Annotated in this window: 18 protein-coding genes; 7 read left to right on the top strand and 11 right to left on the bottom strand. The window is 55.6% G+C overall.

The features are described 5' to 3' along the window. Positions 1–138: 138 nt before the first annotated feature. Positions 139–693: a DUF3251 domain-containing protein gene (locus tag FBY13_RS05955; protein WP_063878625.1), complete on the top strand. Its 555-nt coding sequence runs from the start codon at positions 139–141 to the stop codon at positions 691–693. 52 nt (positions 694–745) lie between these two features. Here FBY13_RS05955 and secF read toward each other — a convergent pair whose 3' ends face one another. Genes secF through queA form a run of 5 tightly spaced genes read right to left on the bottom strand, consistent with a single transcriptional unit; the run spans position 746 to position 6,194 of the window. Then, positions 746–1,714 carry a protein translocase subunit SecF gene (gene secF, locus FBY13_RS05950; protein ID WP_063878624.1) on the bottom strand — a complete coding sequence of 323 codons (969 nt, stop codon included), beginning with the start codon at positions 1,712–1,714 and terminating at the stop codon, positions 746–748. Between the two features lie 10 nt (positions 1,715–1,724). Then, positions 1,725–3,572 carry a protein translocase subunit SecD gene (gene secD / locus FBY13_RS05945; protein WP_096012006.1) on the bottom strand — a complete coding sequence of 616 codons (1,848 nt, stop codon included), beginning with the start codon at positions 3,570–3,572 and terminating at the stop codon, positions 1,725–1,727. Positions 3,573–3,597: 25 nt separating this feature from the next. Next, positions 3,598–3,930 carry a preprotein translocase subunit YajC gene (yajC, locus tag FBY13_RS05940; RefSeq protein WP_006117993.1) on the bottom strand — a complete coding sequence of 111 codons (333 nt, stop codon included), beginning with the start codon at positions 3,928–3,930 and terminating at the stop codon, positions 3,598–3,600. Beyond that, positions 3,930–5,078 carry a tRNA guanosine(34) transglycosylase Tgt gene (gene tgt / locus FBY13_RS05935; protein ID WP_063878622.1) on the bottom strand — a complete coding sequence of 383 codons (1,149 nt, stop codon included), beginning with the start codon at positions 5,076–5,078 and terminating at the stop codon, positions 3,930–3,932. Before tgt ends, yajC begins: the two co-directional genes overlap by 1 nt. A gap of 45 nt (positions 5,079–5,123) precedes the next feature. Continuing rightward, positions 5,124–6,194, bottom strand: a complete 1,071-nt coding sequence (gene queA / locus FBY13_RS05930; RefSeq protein WP_145393729.1) for a tRNA preQ1(34) S-adenosylmethionine ribosyltransferase-isomerase QueA — start codon at positions 6,192–6,194, stop codon at positions 5,124–5,126. A gap of 101 nt (positions 6,195–6,295) precedes the next feature. Here queA and FBY13_RS05925 point away from each other — a divergent pair, with 101 nt between their 5' ends. From FBY13_RS05925 to FBY13_RS05915, 3 genes are all read left to right on the top strand, one after another. Further along, positions 6,296–6,877, top strand: coding sequence for an ACP phosphodiesterase (locus FBY13_RS05925; protein ID WP_109717094.1), 582 nt, complete (start codon positions 6,296–6,298; stop codon positions 6,875–6,877). Between the two features lie 221 nt (positions 6,878–7,098). Further along, positions 7,099–7,911, top strand: a complete 813-nt coding sequence (locus FBY13_RS05920) for an inositol monophosphatase (protein ID WP_063878619.1) — start codon at positions 7,099–7,101, stop codon at positions 7,909–7,911. Then, positions 7,911–9,182 (top strand): histidine-type phosphatase, encoded by a 1,272-nt coding sequence (locus FBY13_RS05915; RefSeq protein ID WP_145393728.1) that lies wholly within the window; start codon positions 7,911–7,913, stop codon positions 9,180–9,182. Before FBY13_RS05920 ends, FBY13_RS05915 begins: the two co-directional genes overlap by 1 nt. Positions 9,183–9,416: 234 nt before the next feature. Here the strand turns inward: FBY13_RS05915 and proY are convergent, their stop codons facing one another. The 3 genes from proY to FBY13_RS05895 form a co-directional block, all read right to left on the bottom strand. Then, positions 9,417–10,763, bottom strand: a complete 1,347-nt coding sequence (gene proY / locus FBY13_RS05905) for a proline-specific permease ProY (protein ID WP_063878617.1) — start codon at positions 10,761–10,763, stop codon at positions 9,417–9,419. A 70-nt stretch (positions 10,764–10,833) separates the two neighbouring features. Continuing rightward, positions 10,834–12,153: a branched-chain amino acid transport system II carrier protein gene (brnQ, locus tag FBY13_RS05900; protein WP_145393727.1), complete on the bottom strand. Its 1,320-nt coding sequence runs from the start codon at positions 12,151–12,153 to the stop codon at positions 10,834–10,836. Between the two features lie 390 nt (positions 12,154–12,543). Next, positions 12,544–13,647, bottom strand: coding sequence for a cobalamin-independent methionine synthase II family protein (locus FBY13_RS05895; protein WP_145393726.1), 1,104 nt, complete (start codon positions 13,645–13,647; stop codon positions 12,544–12,546). 101 nt (positions 13,648–13,748) lie between these two features. Here FBY13_RS05895 and FBY13_RS23380 point away from each other — a divergent pair, with 101 nt between their 5' ends. Continuing rightward, positions 13,749–14,003, top strand: coding sequence for a hypothetical protein (locus FBY13_RS23380; RefSeq protein WP_186440789.1), 255 nt, complete (start codon positions 13,749–13,751; stop codon positions 14,001–14,003). An 87-nt stretch (positions 14,004–14,090) separates the two neighbouring features. Here the strand turns inward: FBY13_RS23380 and FBY13_RS05885 are convergent, their stop codons facing one another. Genes FBY13_RS05885 through phoB form a run of 3 tightly spaced genes read right to left on the bottom strand, consistent with a single transcriptional unit; the run spans position 14,091 to position 17,048 of the window. Then, positions 14,091–15,011, bottom strand: coding sequence for a PstS family phosphate ABC transporter substrate-binding protein (locus tag FBY13_RS05885; RefSeq protein WP_145393724.1), 921 nt, complete (start codon positions 15,009–15,011; stop codon positions 14,091–14,093). A gap of 19 nt (positions 15,012–15,030) precedes the next feature. Then, positions 15,031–16,344, bottom strand: coding sequence for a phosphate regulon sensor histidine kinase PhoR (gene phoR / locus FBY13_RS05880; RefSeq protein WP_063878613.1), 1,314 nt, complete (start codon positions 16,342–16,344; stop codon positions 15,031–15,033). Between the two features lie 14 nt (positions 16,345–16,358). Beyond that, positions 16,359–17,048 (bottom strand): phosphate response regulator transcription factor PhoB, encoded by a 690-nt coding sequence (gene phoB / locus FBY13_RS05875; RefSeq protein WP_014606457.1) that lies wholly within the window; start codon positions 17,046–17,048, stop codon positions 16,359–16,361. A gap of 197 nt (positions 17,049–17,245) precedes the next feature. Here phoB and sbcD point away from each other — a divergent pair, with 197 nt between their 5' ends. Both sbcD and FBY13_RS05865 read left to right on the top strand, forming a co-directional pair. After that, on the top strand, positions 17,246–18,442 hold the full coding sequence (gene sbcD, locus FBY13_RS05870) for an exonuclease subunit SbcD (protein ID WP_145393723.1): 1,197 nt from the start codon (positions 17,246–17,248) through the stop codon (positions 18,440–18,442). Beyond that, entirely contained in the window at positions 18,439–22,113 is a 3,675-nt protein-coding gene (locus FBY13_RS05865) for an AAA family ATPase (protein WP_145393722.1), read from the top strand. The genes sbcD and FBY13_RS05865 overlap by 4 nt, the downstream gene beginning before the upstream one ends. Positions 22,114–22,117 lie beyond the last annotated feature (4 nt).

The following is a 22,117-nucleotide window of genomic DNA, read 5'->3' as shown; positions in this document are numbered from 1 at the left end:
TGATGTCGGCAACGGTCAGGTTAAAAGGCACGACCGGATACGTGAACGCCATTGATTTCGATAAATCATTGCAGCCCCACGGACAACCTGTGCCGGGGCGGTTTTTAGGTATTTCTCTATAACGGAAAAGGATAAATGATGATCAGGACGGTTTGGGCACCTGCGGCCCTGTCGCTGGTTCTGTTGAGTGGTTGCAGCACAACGCAACAGCCGCAGGTGAAACAGCTCCATCAGGAAGTCAGCCAACTCAATCAGCAGATGCAGCAGCTCACCAGCCAGGCCGGCGCGGTGGAGATTCAGGGACAGCTTAACGCGCACTCGCAGCAGGGCGCATGGCTATTACCGCAGGCCAATACGCCTGTTGAATTGCAAACCCAGGCCGGTACGTTGCGCTTATCGTTATCACAGGTTGAGGCAGAAGCTGGCGGATCACGCGCTAACCTGACTCTGCAGACACGCGATAATCAGCCGCTGCCTGCGCTGGAGGCCACCGTGGTATGGGGCCAGCTTGATCCCGCAACGGGCAAGCCGCTTGAAGCCGACAGCCTGACACAGACCATCACGGTGCCGACCGCGCTGACGCCGCGCAGTTCGGTCACGGTTCCGTTACGTTTGAGCGGTATTACGCCAGAGCAGCTCGGCTATGTCCGGGTTCATCAGGTGCTGGCCAAAACGGCTGCGCCCAGGTCTTAACGACAAAAAAAAGCCGCCAGATTGCGCTGGCGGCTTTTCCATGATGCACAGATTACGGCAGGATGGAAGGCTGGTCTGCGCCCTCTTTCTCGACTTTCTGCACCAGCATGTGTTCGCGTTTCATGCCCAGCTTCAGCGCCAGCGCTGAAGAGACGTAAATCGATGAAATCGTACCAATAGTGACACCGATCAGCATGGTCAGCGAGAAGCCTTTCAGCAGCGCACCACCAAAGATGAACAGAATCAGGATCATCGCCAACGTCGTCAGCGAGGTGATCAAGGTACGGCTCAAGGTCTGGGTCAGGGACACGTTGGTAATATCGTAAGAGGACCCGCGGCGGATCTTGCGGAAATTCTCACGAATACGGTCCGACACCACGATTTTATCGTTAAGTGAATAACCGATAACTGACATCAGCGAGGCCACAATGGTGAGGTCGATCTCCACCCGGAACAGCGACAGCAGGCCACAGGTGATGATCACGTCATGTGCCAGTGCCAGCACCGTACCCAGCGCCAGACGCCACTCAAAGCGAATACCGATATAGATCAGAATCGCAATCAGTGCCGACATTAAGGCTAACGCACCGGCCTGCGCCAGATCGCTGCCCACGCTGGGTCCAACAAACTCGATACGTTTTACCGTCGCGTTTTGCTGCGTGGTCTGGTTAATTACCGTCACCACTTTATTACCTAACTCGGTACCTGCAGGGCCGGTAACTGGTGGCATACGCACCATCACGTCACGGCTGCTGCCAAAGTTCTGGATCAGCGGCTCCTGGAAACCGGCCTTAACCAGCTCGCCACGAATCGTGTCGAGATCGGCAGGTTTCTCCAGGTTGATCTCAATCACCGTACCGCCGGTGAAATCGAGACCCCAGTTAAAGCCACGTACGCCAACAATGGCAATCGAGATGATGATTAACAATCCCGAAATAATAAATGCCAGCGTATCCCAGCGCATAAAGTCGACGACTTTACGGCCGTGGTTTAACTGCTCAATGTTATATTCCTGTGCCACAACGCACTCCTCAGATAGACAGCTTTTTGACGCGCTTGCCACCGTACATCAGGTTAATGATGGCGCGGGTACCGACAATCGATGTGAACATTGAGGTCGCGATACCAATAGCCGTTGTAATCGCAAAGCCCTTAATGGACCCCGTACCCACCGCATACAGAATCACCACTTTGATCAGGGTGGTTACGTTAGCATCGACAATACTGGAGAAGGCGCCTTTATAGCCCTCGTGGATTGCCTGCTGTACGGAACGCCCGTTGCGCAGTTCTTCTTTAATACGTTCGTTAATCAGTACGTTAGCATCGACTGCCACCGCCAGCGTCAGGACGATACCGGCAATGCCTGGCATCGTCAGCGTCGCACCCGGTAACAGGGACATAATACCGACAATCAGCACCAGGTTTGCCAGCAGCGCGCTGGTGGCAATCAGGCCCACTTTCTTGTAGTACAGCACCATAAACAGGATAGAGGCGACCAGGCCCCACAGGCAGGCTTCCAGACCCTGAGTAATGTTCTGCTGACCCATGGTTGGACCGATGGTACGCTCTTCCACAATCTGGATAGGCGCAATCAGCGCACCGGCGCGCAGCAGCAGCGACAGCTGACGTGCTTCGTTCGGGTTGCCGATACCGGTAATACGGAAGCTGTTGCCAAGGCGCGACTGGATATTGGCGACGTTAATCACCTCTTCCTGTTTCACCAGAATGGCTCGACCGTTAGCATCTTTCTTACCGCTGTCTTTGTACTCCACAAACAGGGTCGCCATCGGCTTACCGATGTTGTCCTTGGTGAAGTTAGACATAATATTACCGCCCGCGCCGTCCAGTGAAATGTTCACCTGAGGCTGGTTGTACTCATCCATGCTGGATGTGGAGTCGGTAATATGGTCCCCCGTCAGGATGACACGCTTATAGAGCACCACAGGGCGTCCGTCGCGCGTGTCTTTCACTTCCGAGTCGCCCGGTACGCGGCCACTGGCGGCGGCGCTTGGGTCCACGCTGGTGTTAACCAGACGGAATTCCAGCGTCGCTGTCGCGCCCAAAATCTCTTTGGCACGTGCGGTGTCCTGAATACCTGGCAGTTCAACCACGATGCGGTCAGAACCCTGACGCTGTACCAGGGGTTCAGCAACGCCCAGCTGGTTGACACGGTTACGCAGAATAGTGATGTTCTGTTGAACAGCGTATTCACGTGCTTCGCTGAGACGCGCATCGGTCATGGTGGCACGCAGCGAATCATCGCCGCTGCTGTTGATGACCAGGTCCTGATGACGGGATGACAACCACTTCACCGCAGCATCGCGGCTGGCAGCATCACGGAAACGAATTTCCACGCCGTAGTTAGCAATCTTGTTGACGTTGGTATAGGGAATATTTTTTTCGCGCAGGTCGCTGCGCAGGCTGTCAGCATTCTGCTCTTGCAGTTTGCTCAGGGCAGTATCCATATCCACTTCCATCAGGAAGTGCACACCACCACGCAGATCGAGGCCAAGCTTCATTGGCTGTGCCGCCAGCAGAGCCAGCCAGCGCGGCGTTGCCGGTGCGAGGTTCAGGGCAACCACATAGTTTTCGCCCAGCGCTTTCATGATCGCTTCACGGGCGCGCAGTTGCACATCCGTATTGGCAAAACGCGCAGTGATCGCGCCATTTTCCAGGGCAACAGACTTAGTTTGAATATTGTCTTGTTTTAATACGTTCTGAATTTGATCCAACGTTTGCTCACTGGCGGCGCTTCCGCGCGCGCCAGTGATCTGAACAGCCGGATCCTCACCATAAAGGTTGGGAAGTGCATACACCAGGCCAATGACAAGCACCACGACCAGCATTATGTACTTCCACAAAGGATAACGATTTAACACGGCAGTTCCCTTAGGGAAGTAAAAATTACAGCGCCTTCATAGAACCTTTCGGCAGGACGGCAGCCACGAAATCACGTTTGATAACCACTTCAGTAGTGTCGTTCAGCGCAATAGCAATGTAGCCGGTTTCTGCCACTTTTGTTACGCGACCCACCAGGCCACCGTTCGTCAGGACTTCATCACCCTTGGAGATAGAATCCATCAGCTTCTTGTGCTCTTTTGCACGCTTCTGCTGCGGGCGCAGGATCATGAAGTAAAAGATCAGGCCAAAGACGACCAGCATGATCACCAGAGAATACGGACTTCCCTGAGACGGTGCGCCTGCTGCAGCCACAGCGTCAGAAATGAAAAAGCTCATTAAATTTCCCTCATTGATGAATTATCAGACGTTAAAGGCGGAACCGCTTTGCCCGTCCGTTGGTAGAACTCGCTAACAAAGCGCTCTAATTTACCCTCTTCGATAGCCTGGCGTAAACCCGCCATCAAACGCTGGTAATAGCGCAGGTTATGAATCGTGTTCAGACGTGCGCCCAGTATTTCGTTACAGCGATCAAGATGATGCAAGTACGCACGGCTGTAATTGCGACAGGTGTAACAATCACACTCCGCATCCAGCGGCGAAACATCGTCTTTATGCTTCGCATTGCGAATTTTTACCACGCCATCGGTCACAAATAAGTGGCCATTACGCGCATTACGCGTTGGCATGACGCAGTCAAACATATCCACGCCGCGACGCACGCCTTCAACCAGATCTTCAGGTTTACCGACGCCCATCAGGTAACGGGGTTTGTCCTCGGGAATCTGCGGGCAAACATGCTCAAGGATACGGTGCATATCCTCTTTAGGCTCACCGACCGCCAGGCCGCCCACAGCGTACCCATCAAAGCCAATCTCTACCAGACCTTTCACAGAGACATCACGTAAATCTTCGTAAACCGAGCCCTGAATAATGCCAAACAGCGCATTTTTGTTCCCCAGGCTGTCAAAACGGTCACGACTGCGTTGCGCCCAGCGCAGAGACATCTCCATAGAGCGCTTGGCATAATCCCAGTCTGCCGGGTACGGCGTGCACTCATCGAAGATCATCACGATGTCCGATCCCAGGTCGTACTGGATCTCCATCGATTTTTCCGGATCGAGGAAAATCGCGTCGCCGTTGATCGGATTGCGGAAATGGACACCGGCTTCGGTGATCTTACGAATGTCGCCCAGGCTAAACACCTGGAAGCCGCCAGAATCGGTCAGAATGGGGCCTTTCCACTGCATAAAATCATGCAAATCGCCGTGCAACTTCATGATTTCCTGGCCGGGACGCAGCCAGAGGTGGAAAGTGTTGCCCAGAATAATTTGCGCGCCGGTTTCCTGCACTTCTTCCGGCGTCATGCCCTTCACGGTGCCATAGGTACCCACGGGCATAAACGCCGGGGTTTCCACCACGCCACGATCAAAAATCAGACGACCGCGACGCGCGCGACCGTCTGTGGTATCAAGTTCAAATTTCACAAAACCTCCATTGGAGAAACAGTCCAATGTTTAAATTAAAACAGATCAGGCACCCACTTTTTCCCGCGGAGCCTGTGGGTTTTTGCTGATAAACATCGCGTCGCCGTAGCTGAAGAAACGGTATTCTTCCGCCACCGCCGCACGATAAGCAGCCATCGTGTGCTGATAACCGGCAAAGGCCGATACCAGCATGATCAACGTCGATTCGGGCAGATGGAAATTGGTGATCAACGCATCAATCACCTGATACTCATAGCCCGGATAGATAAAGATTTGGGTGTCATCGAAGAACGGCGCAATCAGCGCATCCTGGCTGGCTTTGGCTGCACTTTCCAGCGAGCGTACTGAGGTTGTCCCCACCGCGACGACCTTGTTGCCACGGGCTTTACAGGCCAGCACCGCATCCACAACCTCCTGCGGAACTTCCGCATATTCGGCATGCATGTGGTGTTCTTCAATCGTTTCTACGCGCACCGGCTGGAACGTCCCTGCCCCGACGTGCAGGGTAACAAAGGCCATTTCAACGCCTTTGTCTTTCAGCGCCTGAATCAGGGGTTCATCAAAGTGCAAACCGGCGGTCGGGGCCGCGACGGCCCCCGGGCGGGCGCTGTATACCGTCTGGTAAAGCTCGCGATCGGCCTCTTCATCGGGACGATCAATATACGGCGGCAGCGGCATATGGCCTACGCTGTTGAGGATGTCCAGAATGGCACGATCGTCCTCAAACGCAATCTCAAACAGGGCATCGTGGCGCGCGACCATCGTGGCGTTAACGCTTTCATCGTCGCCCAGCAGCAACGCTGCGCCAGGCTTTGGCGCTTTGGACGCCCTCACGTGTGCCAGCACGCGCTTGTCATCAAGCATGCGCTCAACCAGCATTTCGATTTTACCGCCGCTTGCCTTGCGACCAAACACCCGGGCCGGGATCACGCGCGTGTTGTTAAACACCAGCAGATCGCCAGGTTGCAGCTTGTCCAGCACATCGGTAAACACGCCATGGCTCAGTGCACCACTTGACCCGTCCAGCGACAGTAAGCGGCAACCGCTACGCTGCGCCTGGGGATAATGGGCGATAAGGGATTCGGGCAATTCAAAAGCAAAATCGGCGACACGCATGACAGACTTCTTACTCAGAAAAACAGGCGGCACAGTTTAGCGGAAAATCGCTCAATTCTGAACAACTGGCTGCGCAAAGCGAGTTGCGCTTATAATAGCGCATGAATTTTCTTGCTCATCTTCATTTAGCCCATCTTGCAGACAGCTCGCTACTCGGCAATCTGATGGCGGATTTCGTTCGCGGTGCGCCGCATCAACACTGGCCCAAACCGGTGGCCGACGGCATTCTGATGCATCGTCGCCTGGATGTTATGACCGATGCCTTGCCGGAAGTGCGAGAGGCGCGTCAGCTGTTTCGGGCTGAAACCTACCGTGTCGCACCCATTACCCTGGATGTTATCTGGGACCATTTTCTGGCGCGCCACTGGGATCGCTTTCATCAGGCACACACGTTGCAACAATTTACCGCCAAAGCCGAAAGTGAAATTGTTCCGCAACTGGCGGCCACGCCTGACGAATTTAAAGCCCTCAATGCGGTGATGTGGCGTGAACGCTGGTTCGAGCATTACGCTGATCCACAGCGTCTTGAACGGGTGCTGAACGGGATGGCGAGCCGTCGGCCAAAACTGGCCGCTCTGCGCGACTCTTATCACGACTTTAGGGCGCATTATGCTGCGTTTGAAGCCTGCTTTTTCCAGTTCTATCCGCGCCTGATGACCCTGGCTGTCGAGCAGCAGCTATAACCTCCCCTCCTTTTTACATCGGGTTTGTGAGCGCTTTTCATTGCACCATCAACCTGTAACGCTGAAAAAGCGCGCAGTCAGTCATACAGCCGTATTGCCATTACTTCCGGTCTGCGGCTTAATAAGCCTTGCTTAACTATGATTTACGTTGCTCTCACTGTCAGACCGCCTGTTCAGGCGCTTCCTTTATCCGATATGGTTTAAAATCATAAGAGGGAAACATGTCATCCGCTTCGCATTCTGAAATTGACGCGCGCTATCATTACGCCTGCGAAATCGCCCGTGCGGCGGCAAGCCGCGCCTGGTCATGGTATCAACAGCGTCAAAAACTGGTGGTGGAACATAAAAGGGATCTTCAGGATGTGGTCAGTGAAGCTGACCGCAACGTTGAAGAATTAATTAAATCATTGATCTCAGAACGTTATCCAGATGATGCCGTTTTAGGCGAGGAGAGCGGCGGTGACACGCAAGGTGCCCGTATTGTATGGGTGATCGATCCCATTGATGGCACAGCCTGCTTTGTTAACGGCCTGCATAACTGGTGCGTCTCGCTGGCGATTGTGTGCGATGGCGAACCGGTCGTTGGCGTGATTTGCGATCCCAATCATCACGAGCTGTTTCACGCCCGCAAAGGGAATGGCGCCTGGCTCAACGAGACCCGGCTCGAAGTGCATAAAGCCCGGCACCTCAATGAAGGCCTGCTGGGGATCAGTAACTCCAGCCGTGTTCCCGGTGAAAAAGTGACGCAGCTCATCGATGCCCTGCTCAGGGAAGGTGGGATGTTTATTCGCATCGGCTCCGGGGCTTTAACCAGTGCCTGGGCCGCCGCAGGCCGTCTGATTGGCTATTATGAAGCACATATGCATCCCTGGGACAGCCTGCCCGGCATCGTGTTAATGCGTGAGGCCGGCGGCGTCACCAACGATTATCTGCGCAACGACGGTCTGAAAAAGGGCAATCCTGTTTTGCTGGCGAATGCGGTAATCTATCCGCAAATTAAAGCGCTGCTTGCGACGCATGAAATTGAGGATTGATGATGCCTGCCCATGTCCCCCGGCGCTTGATTGCGCTCTGCGCGTTGTGGTTGTTGGCGGGGCCGCTGCACGCGGCCCCGGAATACCAACTTGAGAAAGTGGTAGAACTGAGCCGACACGGGGTACGTCCGCCGACGCCCGGTAATCGTAAAGAGATTGAAGCGGCAAGCCAGCAGCCATGGTACGTCTGGAGCACGGCAGACGGTGAACTGACGGGCCATGGCTACAGCGCGGTGGTGAATAAAGCACGCTGGGAAGGGGAACACTATCGCCAGTTGGGTTTACTCAACGCGGGTTGCCCTGATGCGACAGCGCTCTACGTGCGCGCCAGCCCGCTGCAGCGAACGCGCGCTACCGCCGAGGCACTGGTGGACGGTGCCTTTCCTGGCTGTGGCGTTACCGTTCATACCGTTAAGGGCGATGTCGATCCGCTGTTTCAGACGGAGAAGCTCCCCTTTGCCCAGACCGATCCGCAGCGCGAACTGGCGGCAAAACAGCGCGTGGCGGGCGATTTAGCCCAACGCCAGCAGCAGCTTCAGCCTGCGATTGCGCTGCTTAAACAGTCGGTATGTCCGGCCAGCAGCGATTGTCCGTTTTTCGATCGCCCCTGGCAGTTCAAACAGACAAAAAGCGGCAGCGTTTATGTTGAAGGCTTAAGCGCAATGGCCGCCATGGTCGAGACGCTGCGGCTGGGTTACAGCGAAAACTTACCGTTCGCGAAGCTGGCCTGGGGGCACATTACGTCCGCCCAACAGATCACCGCCCTGCTCCCGCTGCTGACAGCCAATTATGATCTCAGCAATGATGTGCTCTACCTGGCACAACGTCACGGTTCCCTGCTGCTGTCCCAGATGCTTGAGGCTATTGAAGGTAATGATCCGGACGTGCGCTGGCTGCTTCTGGTGGCACATGACACCAACATTGCGATGGTGCGCCGCTTAATGGGATTTGAATGGCAACTGCCCGGCTATACGCGCGGTAATATTCCACCGGGAAGCAGCCTGGTGCTGGAACGCTGGCGGGACCGAAATACGCATCAGCGCTACCTGCGCCTCTATTTTCAGGCACAAAGTCTGGATGGTCTGCGTCAGTTGCAACCGGTGAGCGACAGCCATCCCCTGTTGCGTCAGGAATGGCGGCAACCCGGATGCAAAATCACGGCAGTCGGAACGCTTTGCCCGTTACAGGCGGCCATTACGCAGTTGGGTAAGCAGACAGATAACAGCGCGCGCGTTCCGGTCAGCATGATATTGCCGTCTTCGAACGGATAACGCACGTGGCCCGGACGGTTTCGCCGGGCGTAGCGCTGGCCTTTGTCTTATTTTACGGCAACTTATTTAATGGCGGCGCGTTTTGCATTAGCATGATTTCGTCAATCATCCCTCTATTTTTTTCATTTGCCATATCTGTTTTCGGCGAGTCATTTCGCCGATTTTATTTTGCTTAACTGCCAATCCTGTGTTGTCCCAACCCGTTGATATCCGGGCTGGGACAAATCAACCGCGTTATTTACGCACCAGCTTATAACCCAGCAGCAGTACCACAATCCATACCATACCGACATACAGTGAAATGCGGGTGTCCGGAAAGTAGCCGATCAGGCCAATAATAAAACACAGAAATGCCACGCCAAAGCCTGCTGTCCAGCTTCCGCCAGGCAACGCAAAGGTTAACCCACGGGCGGCGGCTTTGCCGATCTTGCGTCGAAACGCCATCTGTGACAGCAGAATCATGATCCAAACCCAGACGGTGGCAAAAGTCGCCAGCGAGGCGATAACCAGGAAGACTTTTTCTGGCATCAGGTAGTTGAGGTACACCGCAATCAGCATGGCAAACATCATCACCACCACTGTCACCCAGGGAATACCGCGCGAAGAGACCTTCATAAACATTTTGGGTGCATGGCCCTGCTGTGCCATGCCATGCAGCATACGTCCGACGCCAAACACATCGCTGTTGATCGCCGACAGCGAGGCGGTCAGCACCACAAAGTTCAGGATAGACGCTGCCGCCGCAATCCCCATATGCTGGAATGTCAGAACAAACGGGCTGCCGTTGGTGCCCACCTGATTCCAGGGATAAATCGACATAATGACAAACAGCGTACCCACATAAAAAACCAGAATACGCATCGGGACGGAGTTGATGGCGCGCGGGATAGAGGTGGCCGGATCGTTGGCTTCACCCGCCGTGATACCGATGATTTCAATGCCACCGTAGGCAAACATCACCATCTGCAGCGACAGCAGCATTCCCACGAGACCGTGCGCAAAAAAGCCGCCATTGGTCCACAGGTTATGAATGCCGGTGGGCTGGCCACCGTTGCCGATCCCCCAGATGATCATGCCAAACCCGGCCAGGATCATCACAACGATGGTGGCGACCTTGAAGAAGGAGAACCAAAACTCCACTTCACCAAACACCTTCACGCTCATTAAATTGACCGCGCCGATGATCAGCACCACGCTGAGCACCCAGATCCAGTGCGGGACCTCCGGAAACCAGACGCCCATATAGATACCGAACGCCGTTACGTCCGCGATAGCCACGATCAGAATTTCAAAGCAGTAGGTCCAGCCGGTGATGTAGCCCGCCAGCGGACCAAGATAATCCTGCGCATAGCGGGAAAACGAGCTGGCCTGCGGGTTGTTGACCGACATCTCACCCAGCGCGCGCATGATGATGTACGCCACCGCGCCGCCAATGATATAGGCAAGCAGTACGCTCGGTCCTGCCATCTTGATGGCGTCCGCCGAGCCGTAAAACAGCCCGGTGCCAATCGCCGATCCCAGCGCCATAAAACGGATGTGGCGCGTGCTCAGTCCGCGTTTGAGCTTGTTGGTTTCTTGCATAACAACCTGTACCTGTGAAATGAAAAAACCACGGGCAAGCCCGTGGTTAAAGAAGAATCAATCTTAGCCTTTACGAGTGAACCGACACCTGTTCTGGCCCTTTCAACCGATCGACCAGCGCCACAGCCAGCAACATCACCAGCGATGGCGGCAACCAGGCAAGGCCCTGGTCGGCTAGCGGCAGATGCTGGCTAAATGCGGGTAACGCCTCTTTAAACCCGGTGGTTTTGATGGCGTCAAGGATACCAAATAGCAGGCTGACCAGCATAGTCGGTGCGATGATACGGCTGCTTTTGTTCCACCAGTTCAGCGTAAAACTCAGTACGACCAGCACGATACACGGCGGATAAATGGCCGTCAGCACCGGAATGGAAATCTGAATCAGATGGCTCAGCCCCAGATTAGACACCACCATCGAGAACAGGCCCAGTACAAAGACCAGCGTTTTGTAAGACCAGGGCAGATATTGCGCAAAAAACTCTGCGCAGGCACAGGTCAGGCCCACAGCCGTCACCATACAGGCAATGAAAATCAGTGCGGCCAGGAAGAAGCTGCCCATGTCACCGAAGGTCTGCTGGACGTAAGCATGCAGAATCGCCGCACCGTTGGCATTCTGATCCACTAACGCACCGCTGCCCGCGCCCAGTTTAAACAGGCTGAGATAGACCAGCGTCAAACCGACGCCAGCGATCACCCCAGCTAAAACCGTGTAGCGGGTTAACAGCGCCGCGTTATCAATGCCGCGCGAACGTGCCGCGTTGACGATGACAATGCCGAAGACCATCGCGCCCAGCGTATCCATGGTGAGATAGCCGTTCACAAAACCACTGGAAAATGCGGCGCGCTGATAGTCCGCCGTCGCGGGAATCGTTCCGCCCGCCGGCCACAGCAAAGCCGCGACGCCCAGCAGCGTCAGTGCTGCAATTTTCAGCGGGGCGAGAAAATGGCCGACCGTATCCAGCAATTTACCCGGATAGAGGGAAATCACCATCACCAGCGCAAAGTAAATCAGGCTGTAGATAAACAGCGGCAGCGGGCCATCGCCAGCGATCGGTGCAATGCCCACCTCAAATGAGACCGTGGCGGTGCGCGGCGTGGCAAAAAGCGGCCCGACCGCAAGGTAGCAGACCGTTGCCAGCACCACGCCAGCAACTTTGCCAATGGGCGTGCTCAGCGCATCAATACCGCCGCCGACGCGCGCCAGGGCGATAACGGTGATAACAGGTAAGCCCACGGCAGTAAGCAGAAAGCCCACAGCGGCCACCCAGACATGTTCGCCTGACTGAATACCGACCATGGGAGGAAAGATGATGTTACCCGCGCCAACAAACAGGGCAAACGTCATGAAGCCCAGCGCGAGAATGTCTTTAACGGTTAAACGATGTGTCATACGGCCTGTCACTGATGTTGCGATGAAAGATAAGTTTGCGTTGTCCCCTCGCTGCGTTAATACGACGACTTGCCAGACAATAACAGCGCATTATGCGTAGCGTCTGGTTTAGCGCAGGTGATTTGAGCTGCTTTTTTTCTGTTCACAGAGGGATAAATCGACAACGGCGGTAAGTAAAACGTTTATAGCGGAGAAAGGCAATACAGGATCGGAAAACCAGAGGCTTATTTCGCAATTTAAACCAATATCAGAGGATCACATCAATATTCGCAGAAAGTGCGTCAGATGATGTGCTTTAAAAATAAACAGGCGATGGGAAATATCAGCATACATGCGGGTTTTTGTGCACAAGTGGCGCATGTATTGCGCCACGTTGCACAGATTCAGCGCTTACCACACCTGGCTGGCGACATCCACTACCAGACGAATCTTCTGCCACTGTTGCTCTTCGGTCAGGCTGTTGCCCTCTTCCGTTGAGGCAAATCCACACTGCGGGCTGAGGCAAATCTGGTCGAGGCTGATGTACTGCGTCGCTTCCTGTAAACGCGCTTTTACCTGCGCGGCGTCTTCCAGTTCACCGACCTTGGTGGTAATTAAACCCAGCACCGCCTTCTGGTGGCCAGGCTTGATGAAACGCAGCGGTTCGAAGCCGCCAGAACGGTGATTGTCATATTCAAGGAAAAACGCATCCACATTCACAGAGCCGAACAGGATTTCAGCCACCGGCTCGTAGCCCCCTTCAGAAATCCAGGTCGAGCGGAAATTGCCACGGCACACATGCAGACCGACGGTCAGGTCGGCCGGTTTGCCTTCTAACGCCTTGTTCAGTACACGCGCATAGGTGCGGGCCAACTGCTCGGGATCGTCGCCGCGCTCACGAATCTCACGCTTTTGATCCTCTGAACAGAGATAAGCCCAGACGGTATCGTCCAGTTGTAAATAGCGACAGCCTGCATCGTAAAAGGCTTTAATCGCCTCTTTGTAGGTCTGCGCCAGATCGTCAAAGTACACATCCAGATCGGGGTAAACCTTTGCGTCGATCACTTTACGTCCGCCGCGAAAATGCAGCACGCTTGGGCTGGGGATGGTCATTTTTGCCACCGCATCCCCCGCTACGCTCTGCAGGAAGCGGAAATGCGCCAGCATTGGATGCCCATCAAAACCCAGCTTGCCGGTAATTTTTACGCCGTGCGCTTTGGTCTGAACGCCGTTGAACTGAATGCCCTGATCCGCTTCATAATGTTCAACACCTTTCAGGCCGTAGAAAAAGTCAAAGTGCCACCAGCCACGACGAAATTCACCGTCGGTAACAACCTGAAGGCCATTTTCACGCTGCTTCGCCACCACGTCACGAATCGCTTCATTTTCAACATCACGCAGTTCGTCAGCGCTGATCTCGCCCGCATGAAATTTTTCACGAGCCTGCTTAATGGCGACGGGACGAAGGAAGCTGCCAACGGTATCGGCGCGAAACGGGGCGGTTTGTCTTTGCATAATGACTCCTGATCACCCGCCAGATCAGTAGATAATTTCGGGCGGGAATAGTTACACAATGTAATTTTAGCCCTCCAGATGGCTAAACGTCTGAATGCAGATTGTCATGTGACCTGCTTCTGCGCAAACGAAAAAAATTCACTGGGGATGAAAAAGATTCATGTTGCAGCGCGAAGAGCGGATCTCGCGGTCGTCCTTTTACGCATCAGCATTCTTACCCAGCGCAACTGACGCTATGGACGCTGTGTACGCTGTGGACGCTGTGGACGCTGTGGACGCTGTGGACGCTGTGGACGCTGTGGACGCTGTGGACGCTGTGGACGCTGTGGACGTTGAACAGCATAGCCAGGATGTAGCCCGCACACAGAGCGCGCGGCTAAAGCGGAGAACGTTCTTTATCAAGGATGCCTGGTGATCCTTGGGTTCTGCACAGTCAGGGAAGCCTACTGGAGAGCCTTACGCGCCCCGGCCATTTGCGTCTCAGACAGCGGCAGATAACCCGCTTCACTCACGCGCTGCTGGCCCGCTTTAGACAGCACCTGTTGTAAAAAAGCGGCTAACAGCGGCGGCAAGGGCTTACCGGGGGCTTTGTTCACATACAGATAGAGCGGGCGCGCCCAGGGATAGCGACCACTGCGGATAGAATCCGGATCGGGTGCAACCGCCTCACCGTTTTTTGTCATCACCGGCAGCAGTTTTACTCCGCTCAGGTGAAAACCAAAACTGGCATAGCCAATGCTGCGCAGATCGCCGGCGACGGCCTGAACCACCGCCGCCGATCCGGGAAATTCCGCCACGTCGTTGCGAAAATCGCCCTGGCACAGTGCCTGCTGTTTGAAGAATCCCCATGTTCCGGAGGCCGAGTTGCGGCCATAACGCTGGATAGCGCGCTGCTGCCACTCTGCCTGATGCAGGCCCAGATCGCCCCAGTGTTCAGGTACCTGCTGTGCGCCACAGAGACGGGTGACAGAGAACAGAGCATCAAGCTGGCGGGGACCGACAGACTGCAGCGGATTGCGCTGATTCACCACCACCACCAGCGCGTCCATCGCAACCGGTACTGCCAGCGGAGGATAACCATATCGCGCCTCAAATGCCTGGCGCTCATCCGCCTGCATAGGCCGGCTCATGGCCCCAATCTGCACGCTACCGGCGGTGAGCGCGGTGGGCGCGGTTGACGAGCCCGATGCCTGGACCTGGACGTTTACGCCAGGCGACTGACGGCTAAAGTCATCGCCCCATAAGGTCATCAGGTAGCCGAGCGTGTCCGAGCCTGCGCTGCTCAGATTGCCTGAAAGCATAACAGGCTGCGCCTGCACCACGGCAGGCAACAGAGAGAAGAACAGCAAAAAAAGCGCGCGCATTGTTCCGGTCCGTCAGCAGTTAATGGACGGCATTCTCCTGCATCCCGTTAGTAACAATCAACCGTGGTGCCAGGGTAAACGTAAAACAGGTTTCCTGATGCGGGATGCTGGTGATCTCCAGCCGCGCATTATGATGGCTCAGCGCATGCTTCACGATGGCCAGCCCAAGCCCGCTGCCGCCGGTGGCGCGTGAACGCGCTTTGTCCACGCGGTAAAAACGTTCTGTCAGACGTGGAATATGCTCAGAAGCAATGCCGGGGCCGTTATCGCACACCTTGAATACCGCGCCCTGCTTGCTGCGTAGCCAGCTGATATCGATGCGCGTGCCCTCTGGCGTATGGTTAACCGCGTTGTAAACGAGGTTGGAAATGGCACTGCGTAATTGCTCATCATTGCCAAACACTTTCAGATGGGGATCGGTATGAAAATGGATAGCGTGACGTCCGCCGCTCAGGGTTTCAGCCTCATGCTGCAGCAGTTTTAGCATGACGGGCACATCAACCTTTTCTTTCATGTTGATGACCGGGGCAGCCTCAATACGCGACAGCGTCAGGAGCTGTTTGACCAGGCTATCCATCCGTCGGGTTTGCTCCGACATCGTGTGCAACGCTTTGTCCCGTGAGCGCTGATTCATCACAGAGTCGTTCATCATTTCCAGATAGCCCTGAAGCACCGTTAAAGGCGTGCGCAGTTCGTGGCTGACGTTGGCGAAGAAGTTACGTCGTGCTCCCTCAAGCTGATGCATCTGGGTAACATCGCGCGCCACCATTAACCACTGGCCTTCGCTGTAAGGCATGACACGGAATTCCATATGGTGCTGGTTATTCAGCACCAGCGTCAGTGGCTTGTCGAAATCCCGCTGGCGAAGGTAGCGTGAAAACTCAGGATAACGCAGCAGGTTAAGGATATTTTGCCCGTTATCCTCTGGCCAGCGCAGCCCCAGGTGTTGCTGTGCCAGGCCGTTGCACCAGAAAATAGTGCCCTCTTCCGTGGTCAGGATTACGGCGTCAGGCAGCGACTCCGCGCCGCTACGAAAGCGCTTAATCAGATTACCTAACTCGCGCCGCCGCCGCCGGTTGCGCAGTTGCATTTGATACAACCCGTAAAACAGTGGCTCCCAGCTAGCCTGGCCTGAAGGCGGCGTCATCGTGCGATCGAGCCATAGCCAGTGAGAAAGGCGCATCAGGTTGTAAAAATGCCACAATAACATGCCGACGACGCTAAGTAACAAGAGCCACGGCAAATAGCCAAACAGCAGGCCAAGCACCAGCGCAGGCAGACACGCCAGCACCAGTTCGGACAATAATCTCTTCCAGGAGAGGCGTTCCAGCACGGTTAAAGCTCCGTTTAAAAGCGGGCAGAGAAACGATAGCCTGTTCCGCGTACGGTTTGTACCATGCGATCGTGGCCGGTCAGTTCCAGCGCCTTACGTAAACGACGAATATGAACGTCAACGGTGCGATCTTCAACATAGACGTTGGTGCCCCAGACGTGATTGAGTAGCTGCTCACGGCTGTAAACACGCTCAGGATGGGTCATAAAGAAATGCAGCAGCTTGTACTCTGTCGGCCCCATTTCCAGCGGTGTGGTTTCTGACATCACGCGGTGCGATGACGGGTCCAGGCTCAGGCCCTGCATTTCAATCACGTCTTCAACCGCCATCGGCGAAATACGACGCATAACCGCTTTGATGCGTGCCATCAGCTCTTTAGGCGAAAAGGGTTTAGTGATGTAATCATCAGCCCCGACTTCCAGCCCACGAACCCGATCTTCTTCCTCGCCGCGCGCGGTCAGCATCATAACCGGAATATCGCGCGTCATGGCTTCACGCTTAAGATGTTTAATAAATTGTATGCCGCTACCGCCGGGTAACATCCAGTCCAGCAGGATCAGATCAGGCCAGGGTTCAATCAGCTTGCTGACAGCACTGTCATAATCTTCGGCCTCAATCGGCTGATAATCGTTTTGTTCCAGAACAAAACATAACATCTCACGGATTGGAGCTTCATCTTCCACAACTAAAATGCGCTTAGCCATTATTACTCCTGCAGGTAGGACGGCTTTCACTGATATTTGCGGCGTCATTATGCGTCAGTTTTGTGACACTTTTATGAAAAAGTTAGCCATAAAAGTCGGCTTGCAACAACCATTTATGACAACATGACGACATGTTTTGTGGCTTTAGTGATAGAGCCAGTATAATTGCCGGGCAAATTGTTATGGCAGGGAGTGTTATGCGCATTATCCACACCGCGGACTGGCACCTGGGGCAGTTCTTTTATAACAAGAGCCGTGGCGCTGAACACCAGGCCTTTCTTGACTGGCTGTTAATCCAGATTGAGCAGCACCAGGTTGATGCCCTGATTGTGGCGGGCGACTTATTCGATACCGGTACGCCGCCCAGTTATGCGCGTGAAATGTTTAACCGCTTCGTGGTGGCATTACAGCCCAGCGGCTGTCAGCTGGTGGTGCTGGCAGGTAATCATGACTCGGTGGCGACGTTAAACGAGTCGCGTGAACTGCTGGCCTGTCTGAATACCCGGGTGGTTGCCACACCACAGAACGATGACGATGTCATGGTGCTGACCACCCGCCAGGGCGAGCCCGGCGCGTTACTGTGCGCGATTCCTTACCTGCGTCCGCGCGACATCATGCGCAGCCGGGCCGGTCAGTCGGGGCGGGACAAACAGATCAGTCTACTGGAAGCGATTGCCGCGCATTATCAGCGCAGTTTCGCGGCGGCGCAGGCGCTGAATATGGACCTGCCGATCGTGGCGACCGGCCACCTTACGGCCCTTGGCGTCAGCAAAAGTGATTCGGTACGTGATATCTACATCGGTACGCTGGACGCCTTCCCTGCCTCGGCATTTCCGCCAGCGGATTACATCGCCCTTGGGCATATTCATCGTGCTCAGCGTGTGGCTAACAGCGACCATATTCGCTACAGCGGTTCCCCTATTCCACTGAGCTTTGACGAGCTGGGCAGCGAAAAGAGTGTGTATCTGCTGACGTTCGGCTCCGCAGGCCTGGAGATCGATGCCTTGCCCATTCCGCTGTTCCAGCCGATGAAAATGCTCAAAGGTTCACTGGCGCAAATCAGCCAGCAGCTAGCCGACTTTTCCCATCCGAGCGGCGAAAAACCGGTCTGGCTGGATATTGAAGTCACGACTCAGGAGTACTTAAGTGACCTGCAGCGCCAGGTGGAAGCCCTGACCGCAGATTTACCGGTGGAAGTGCTGCTGTTACGGCGCAGTCGTGAACAGCGTCAGCACAGCCTGACGCAAACGGACAATGAAACCCTGAGCGAACTGAATGTTGAAGAGGTTTTTGCCCGACGCCTGGCACTAAACGATGCGCTTGACGATGAGCAGATTGCCCAGGTGACAACGCTGTTCAGGCAGACGCTGGCCGAGCTGGAGGAGAACCCATGAAGATCCTCACGCTGCGATTCAAAAACCTTAATGCGCTGAAAGGGGAATGGTTTATCGACTTTCGCACCGAGCCTTTCGCCAGCAATGGTCTGTTTGCCATTACCGGGGCGACGGGCGCGGGTAAAACCACCCTGCTGGATGCGATCTGTCTGGCGCTGTATCACCAGACGCCGCGCCTGGGCGTGCTCTCTCAGGGGCACAATCCGCTGATGACGCGTGACTGCGCAGAATGCCTGGCTGAAGTCGAATTTGAAATTAAAGGTGAAGCCTGGCGGGCATTCTGGAGCCAGAACCGCGCCCGGGGTACGGCAGACGGCAAACTGCAGGCACCGCGCGTCGAGCTGGCACGCTGTGCGGATAACCAGATTGTTGCAGATAAAGTGGGCGACAAACTCAAGCTCACCGAAACGCTCAGTGGTCTGGATTTTGCGCGCTTTACCCGCTCAATGATGCTGTCACAGGGCCAGTTCGCCGCGTTTCTCAATGCCAAAGCCAACGAGCGCGCGGAGTTGCTGGAAGAGCTGACCGGCACGGAGATTTACGGTCTGGTTTCTATGGCCGCGTTCGAGCGCCATAAAGAAGCGAAAAATGCGCTGGAGTTGCTGCGCAGCCGGGCGGGCGGGATGGCACTGCTTGATGAGGCGACCCGAACCGGGCTGCAACAGCAGCAAGCTGCACTGACGGAAGCCGAGCAGCAACTCAGCCGCCAGCTTGACACCGCTCAGCGCCAGCAGCACTGGCTGCAGCTGGCACAACAGCTAAGCGCGGACAGTGAGCAGGTGAATGCCGCCCGTCAGGCAGCAGAAACGGCAAGTCAGGCGGCAGAAGCCGATCGCCAGCGCCTGGCCCGAAGTGAACCGGCAGAAAAACTGCGCGGTGCGCTGCAGCAGCGCGACAGCCTGCAGGCTGAACGTCATGAGGTGCAACAGCGTCAGCAGCAGGTCAATCAGCAGATGCAGGCCACGGCCCATGAGCAGCAGCAGTTGCAGCAGCGCTATCAGGAAATGGAAACGGCCCGCGAGCAGGCGCGTCAGCAACAGCGGCAGCAGGAAACCCTGTTGACCGAACAGGTTATCCCGCTCGATCAGGCGCTTTCCGCCTTAGCACAGCAAATCCAGCAGTTGCAGCATGAAACGGGTCAGCAGCAGGCAGGCTGCGCGCAGCGCGAACAGGCGATGCAAGCCGAGCGACGCCAGGTGAGCGATCTGCAACAGGCGATGACCCAGCAGCAGACTCTTCGGCAGCAGCTTGCAGAGCTGGCGTTGTGGGGCGAAAACCTGCCACTGTGGCAGGACCGCTTTGCTCAACTGGCACGGTATGAAACCGAACAGGCGGCGTCAGCGCAACAGGTGCAGCAACAGCAACAGCAAATTCATCGGTGCCAACAGCAGATCGAACAGCTCGGGCAGCAACTGGCGCCCCTGAATCAGGCCGGGCAGCAGGCTCAGCACGCATTATCTGAAGCTGAGCAAGCGCTAACTTCGCTACAGAAAGCCCATCCTCCCGAAGCAATACGTCAGGCGTTAAAGCAGTTAAATCAGCAGCGTGACGCACGTCAGACGCTGACGTTACTGGCTACCCAGTGGCAGCCGCTGCATCAACAGCGCGGTCAGTATGAAAAACGACGCCAGGATCTTGAAAAAGCCAGCCTGCAGGCTGAGGCAGAATTACTAACGCTGCGGGAAACATGGAAACGGGAGAAACAGCAGCTCACCGACGTGGAGAAAATTTGCCAGCTCGAAAGCCACATTGCCGACCTGGAGGAGCATCGGGCGCGGCTGGAGGCCGGACAACCCTGCCCTCTGTGCGGCTCCTGCGAACATCCTGCGGTTGAAACCTACCGTGCTCTGGAAGTCAGTGCCAACCAACAGCGAAAAGCTGACCTGCAGAAGCAGGTAGAGGCACTGAGTGAAACCGGCACGGCAAAAAAAGAGCAGATAAAACACCTGAAGGTGCAGCAGCAGTCTCTGCAGGACGAAATCGCCAGTCTGACGCAGCAACTTGATGGGTTAGCCCAGCGCTGGCAGGCCTTGAGCAGTGAGCTTGCGCTTACCTTCACGCTGAACGATGCTGAAGAACTCGCTCACTGGCAGCAGGCTCAGCGCCATCAGGAACAGGCATTAACCGCACAGGTCGAGACGCTGGAAAGCGCAGAACGGGCTTATCAGGAGGCAAAAGAGCGGCATCTGCAGCAGCAGCAAGCGTTACAGAAGCATCAGCAAACGATCCAGTTGACCCAACAGCAGCTGGAGAATGAGCAACAGGCATTGCTACGCTTACAGCAGCACCAACAGCAGACCCAGGCGAGCGCTCAGCAGCTTCAGGAAACGCTGAATCAGCAGTTCAAAGACTATCACCTGGCGTTGCCTGACAGTGCCCAGCGCGAAAGCTGGCTGGCGGAGCAGCAACAGCGCTGGCGGCGCTGGCAGGAAAGTGAGCGGTTGCTTGCTAACTTACAGCCTCAGTTGGCACGTGCGGAAAGCCAGGCAGAAGCCCTGCAACAACAGTTGCTGCTTGAGCAGCAACGCCTGACTCAGCTACAGCAGCAGCTCGCCTCACTGAATCAGCAGTACCAGGAAAAATGTCAGCAGCGCACGGCGCTGTTTGGCGATCGCGAGGTTACCCAGGCCCGTCAGCAAATGCAGGAATGTGTCGATGGTCACGAGATGCTGTTGACGCAGCAACGTGAGCGGCTGCAGCAGTCTCAGGCAGAGGTCAGCCGTCTTACCGGCCAACTGACGCTACTGGAAAGCCAACTGCATACGTTGAGCACACGGTTAACCGAGGCTGAGCAGCGCTTTAGTGCCGCACTGGCGGCGGCCGACTTCCCGGACGAGGTGAGCCTGCGGGCCGCACTGCTGGACGAGCAGGAAGCGCACCAACTGCGCCAGCGACTGCAGCAGATTGATCAGCATCTGCTCCATCAACAGTCACGTCTGGCAGAGTTGCAACAGCGGCTGGCTGCCCACCAGCAGGCGAAACCCGATAATATGCCCGACTCAGCCGATGCGCTGGCTGCACAGCTGGAAAACTTACGGCTGTCGCTCAGGGATAACGCCAGTCAGCAGGGGCAGTTGCAGCAGCAGTTACAAAGCGATGCCAGCCTGCGGACGCAACAGCAAACCTTACTGGCGCAGATTGCTCAGGATGAAACCGAGCTGGCGCAGTGGGCCTTGCTTAACGAGTTGATCGGCTCGGCAACCGGCGATAAATTCCGACGCTTTGCGCAGGGATTAACGCTTGATCACCTGGTAGCCCTGGCTAATCGTCAGCTGGATCGCCTGCATGGGCGCTATCTTTTACAGCGCCGTGCTATCGATGCGCTGGAGCTGGACGTGGTGGATACCTGGCAGGCGGACAGCGCGCGGGATACGCGTACGCTGTCGGGTGGAGAAAGCTTTCTGGTGAGCCTGGCGCTGGCACTCGCGCTATCCGATCTGGTTAGTCATAAAACGCGTATCGAATCGTTATTTCTTGATGAGGGCTTCGGTACGCTGGATGCGGAAACGCTGGATACCGCGCTGGATGCACTGGATGCACTCAACGCCAGTGGAAAAACCATTGGCGTCATCAGCCATGTTGAGGCGATGAAAGAGCGTATTCCCGTGCAAATTAAAGTACGTAAAATGAATGGACTGGGTTACAGCAAGCTGGAATTGCCCGGTCTGTAAGAGG

Origin of the sequence: Pantoea sp. SJZ147 (assembly GCF_007828605.1) — a bacterium.
Classification (GTDB): domain Bacteria; phylum Pseudomonadota; class Gammaproteobacteria; order Enterobacterales; family Enterobacteriaceae; genus Pantoea; species Pantoea allii.
The sequence above is the reverse complement of the archived record's forward strand: the minus strand, read 5'-3'. Positions and strand labels throughout refer to the sequence as shown.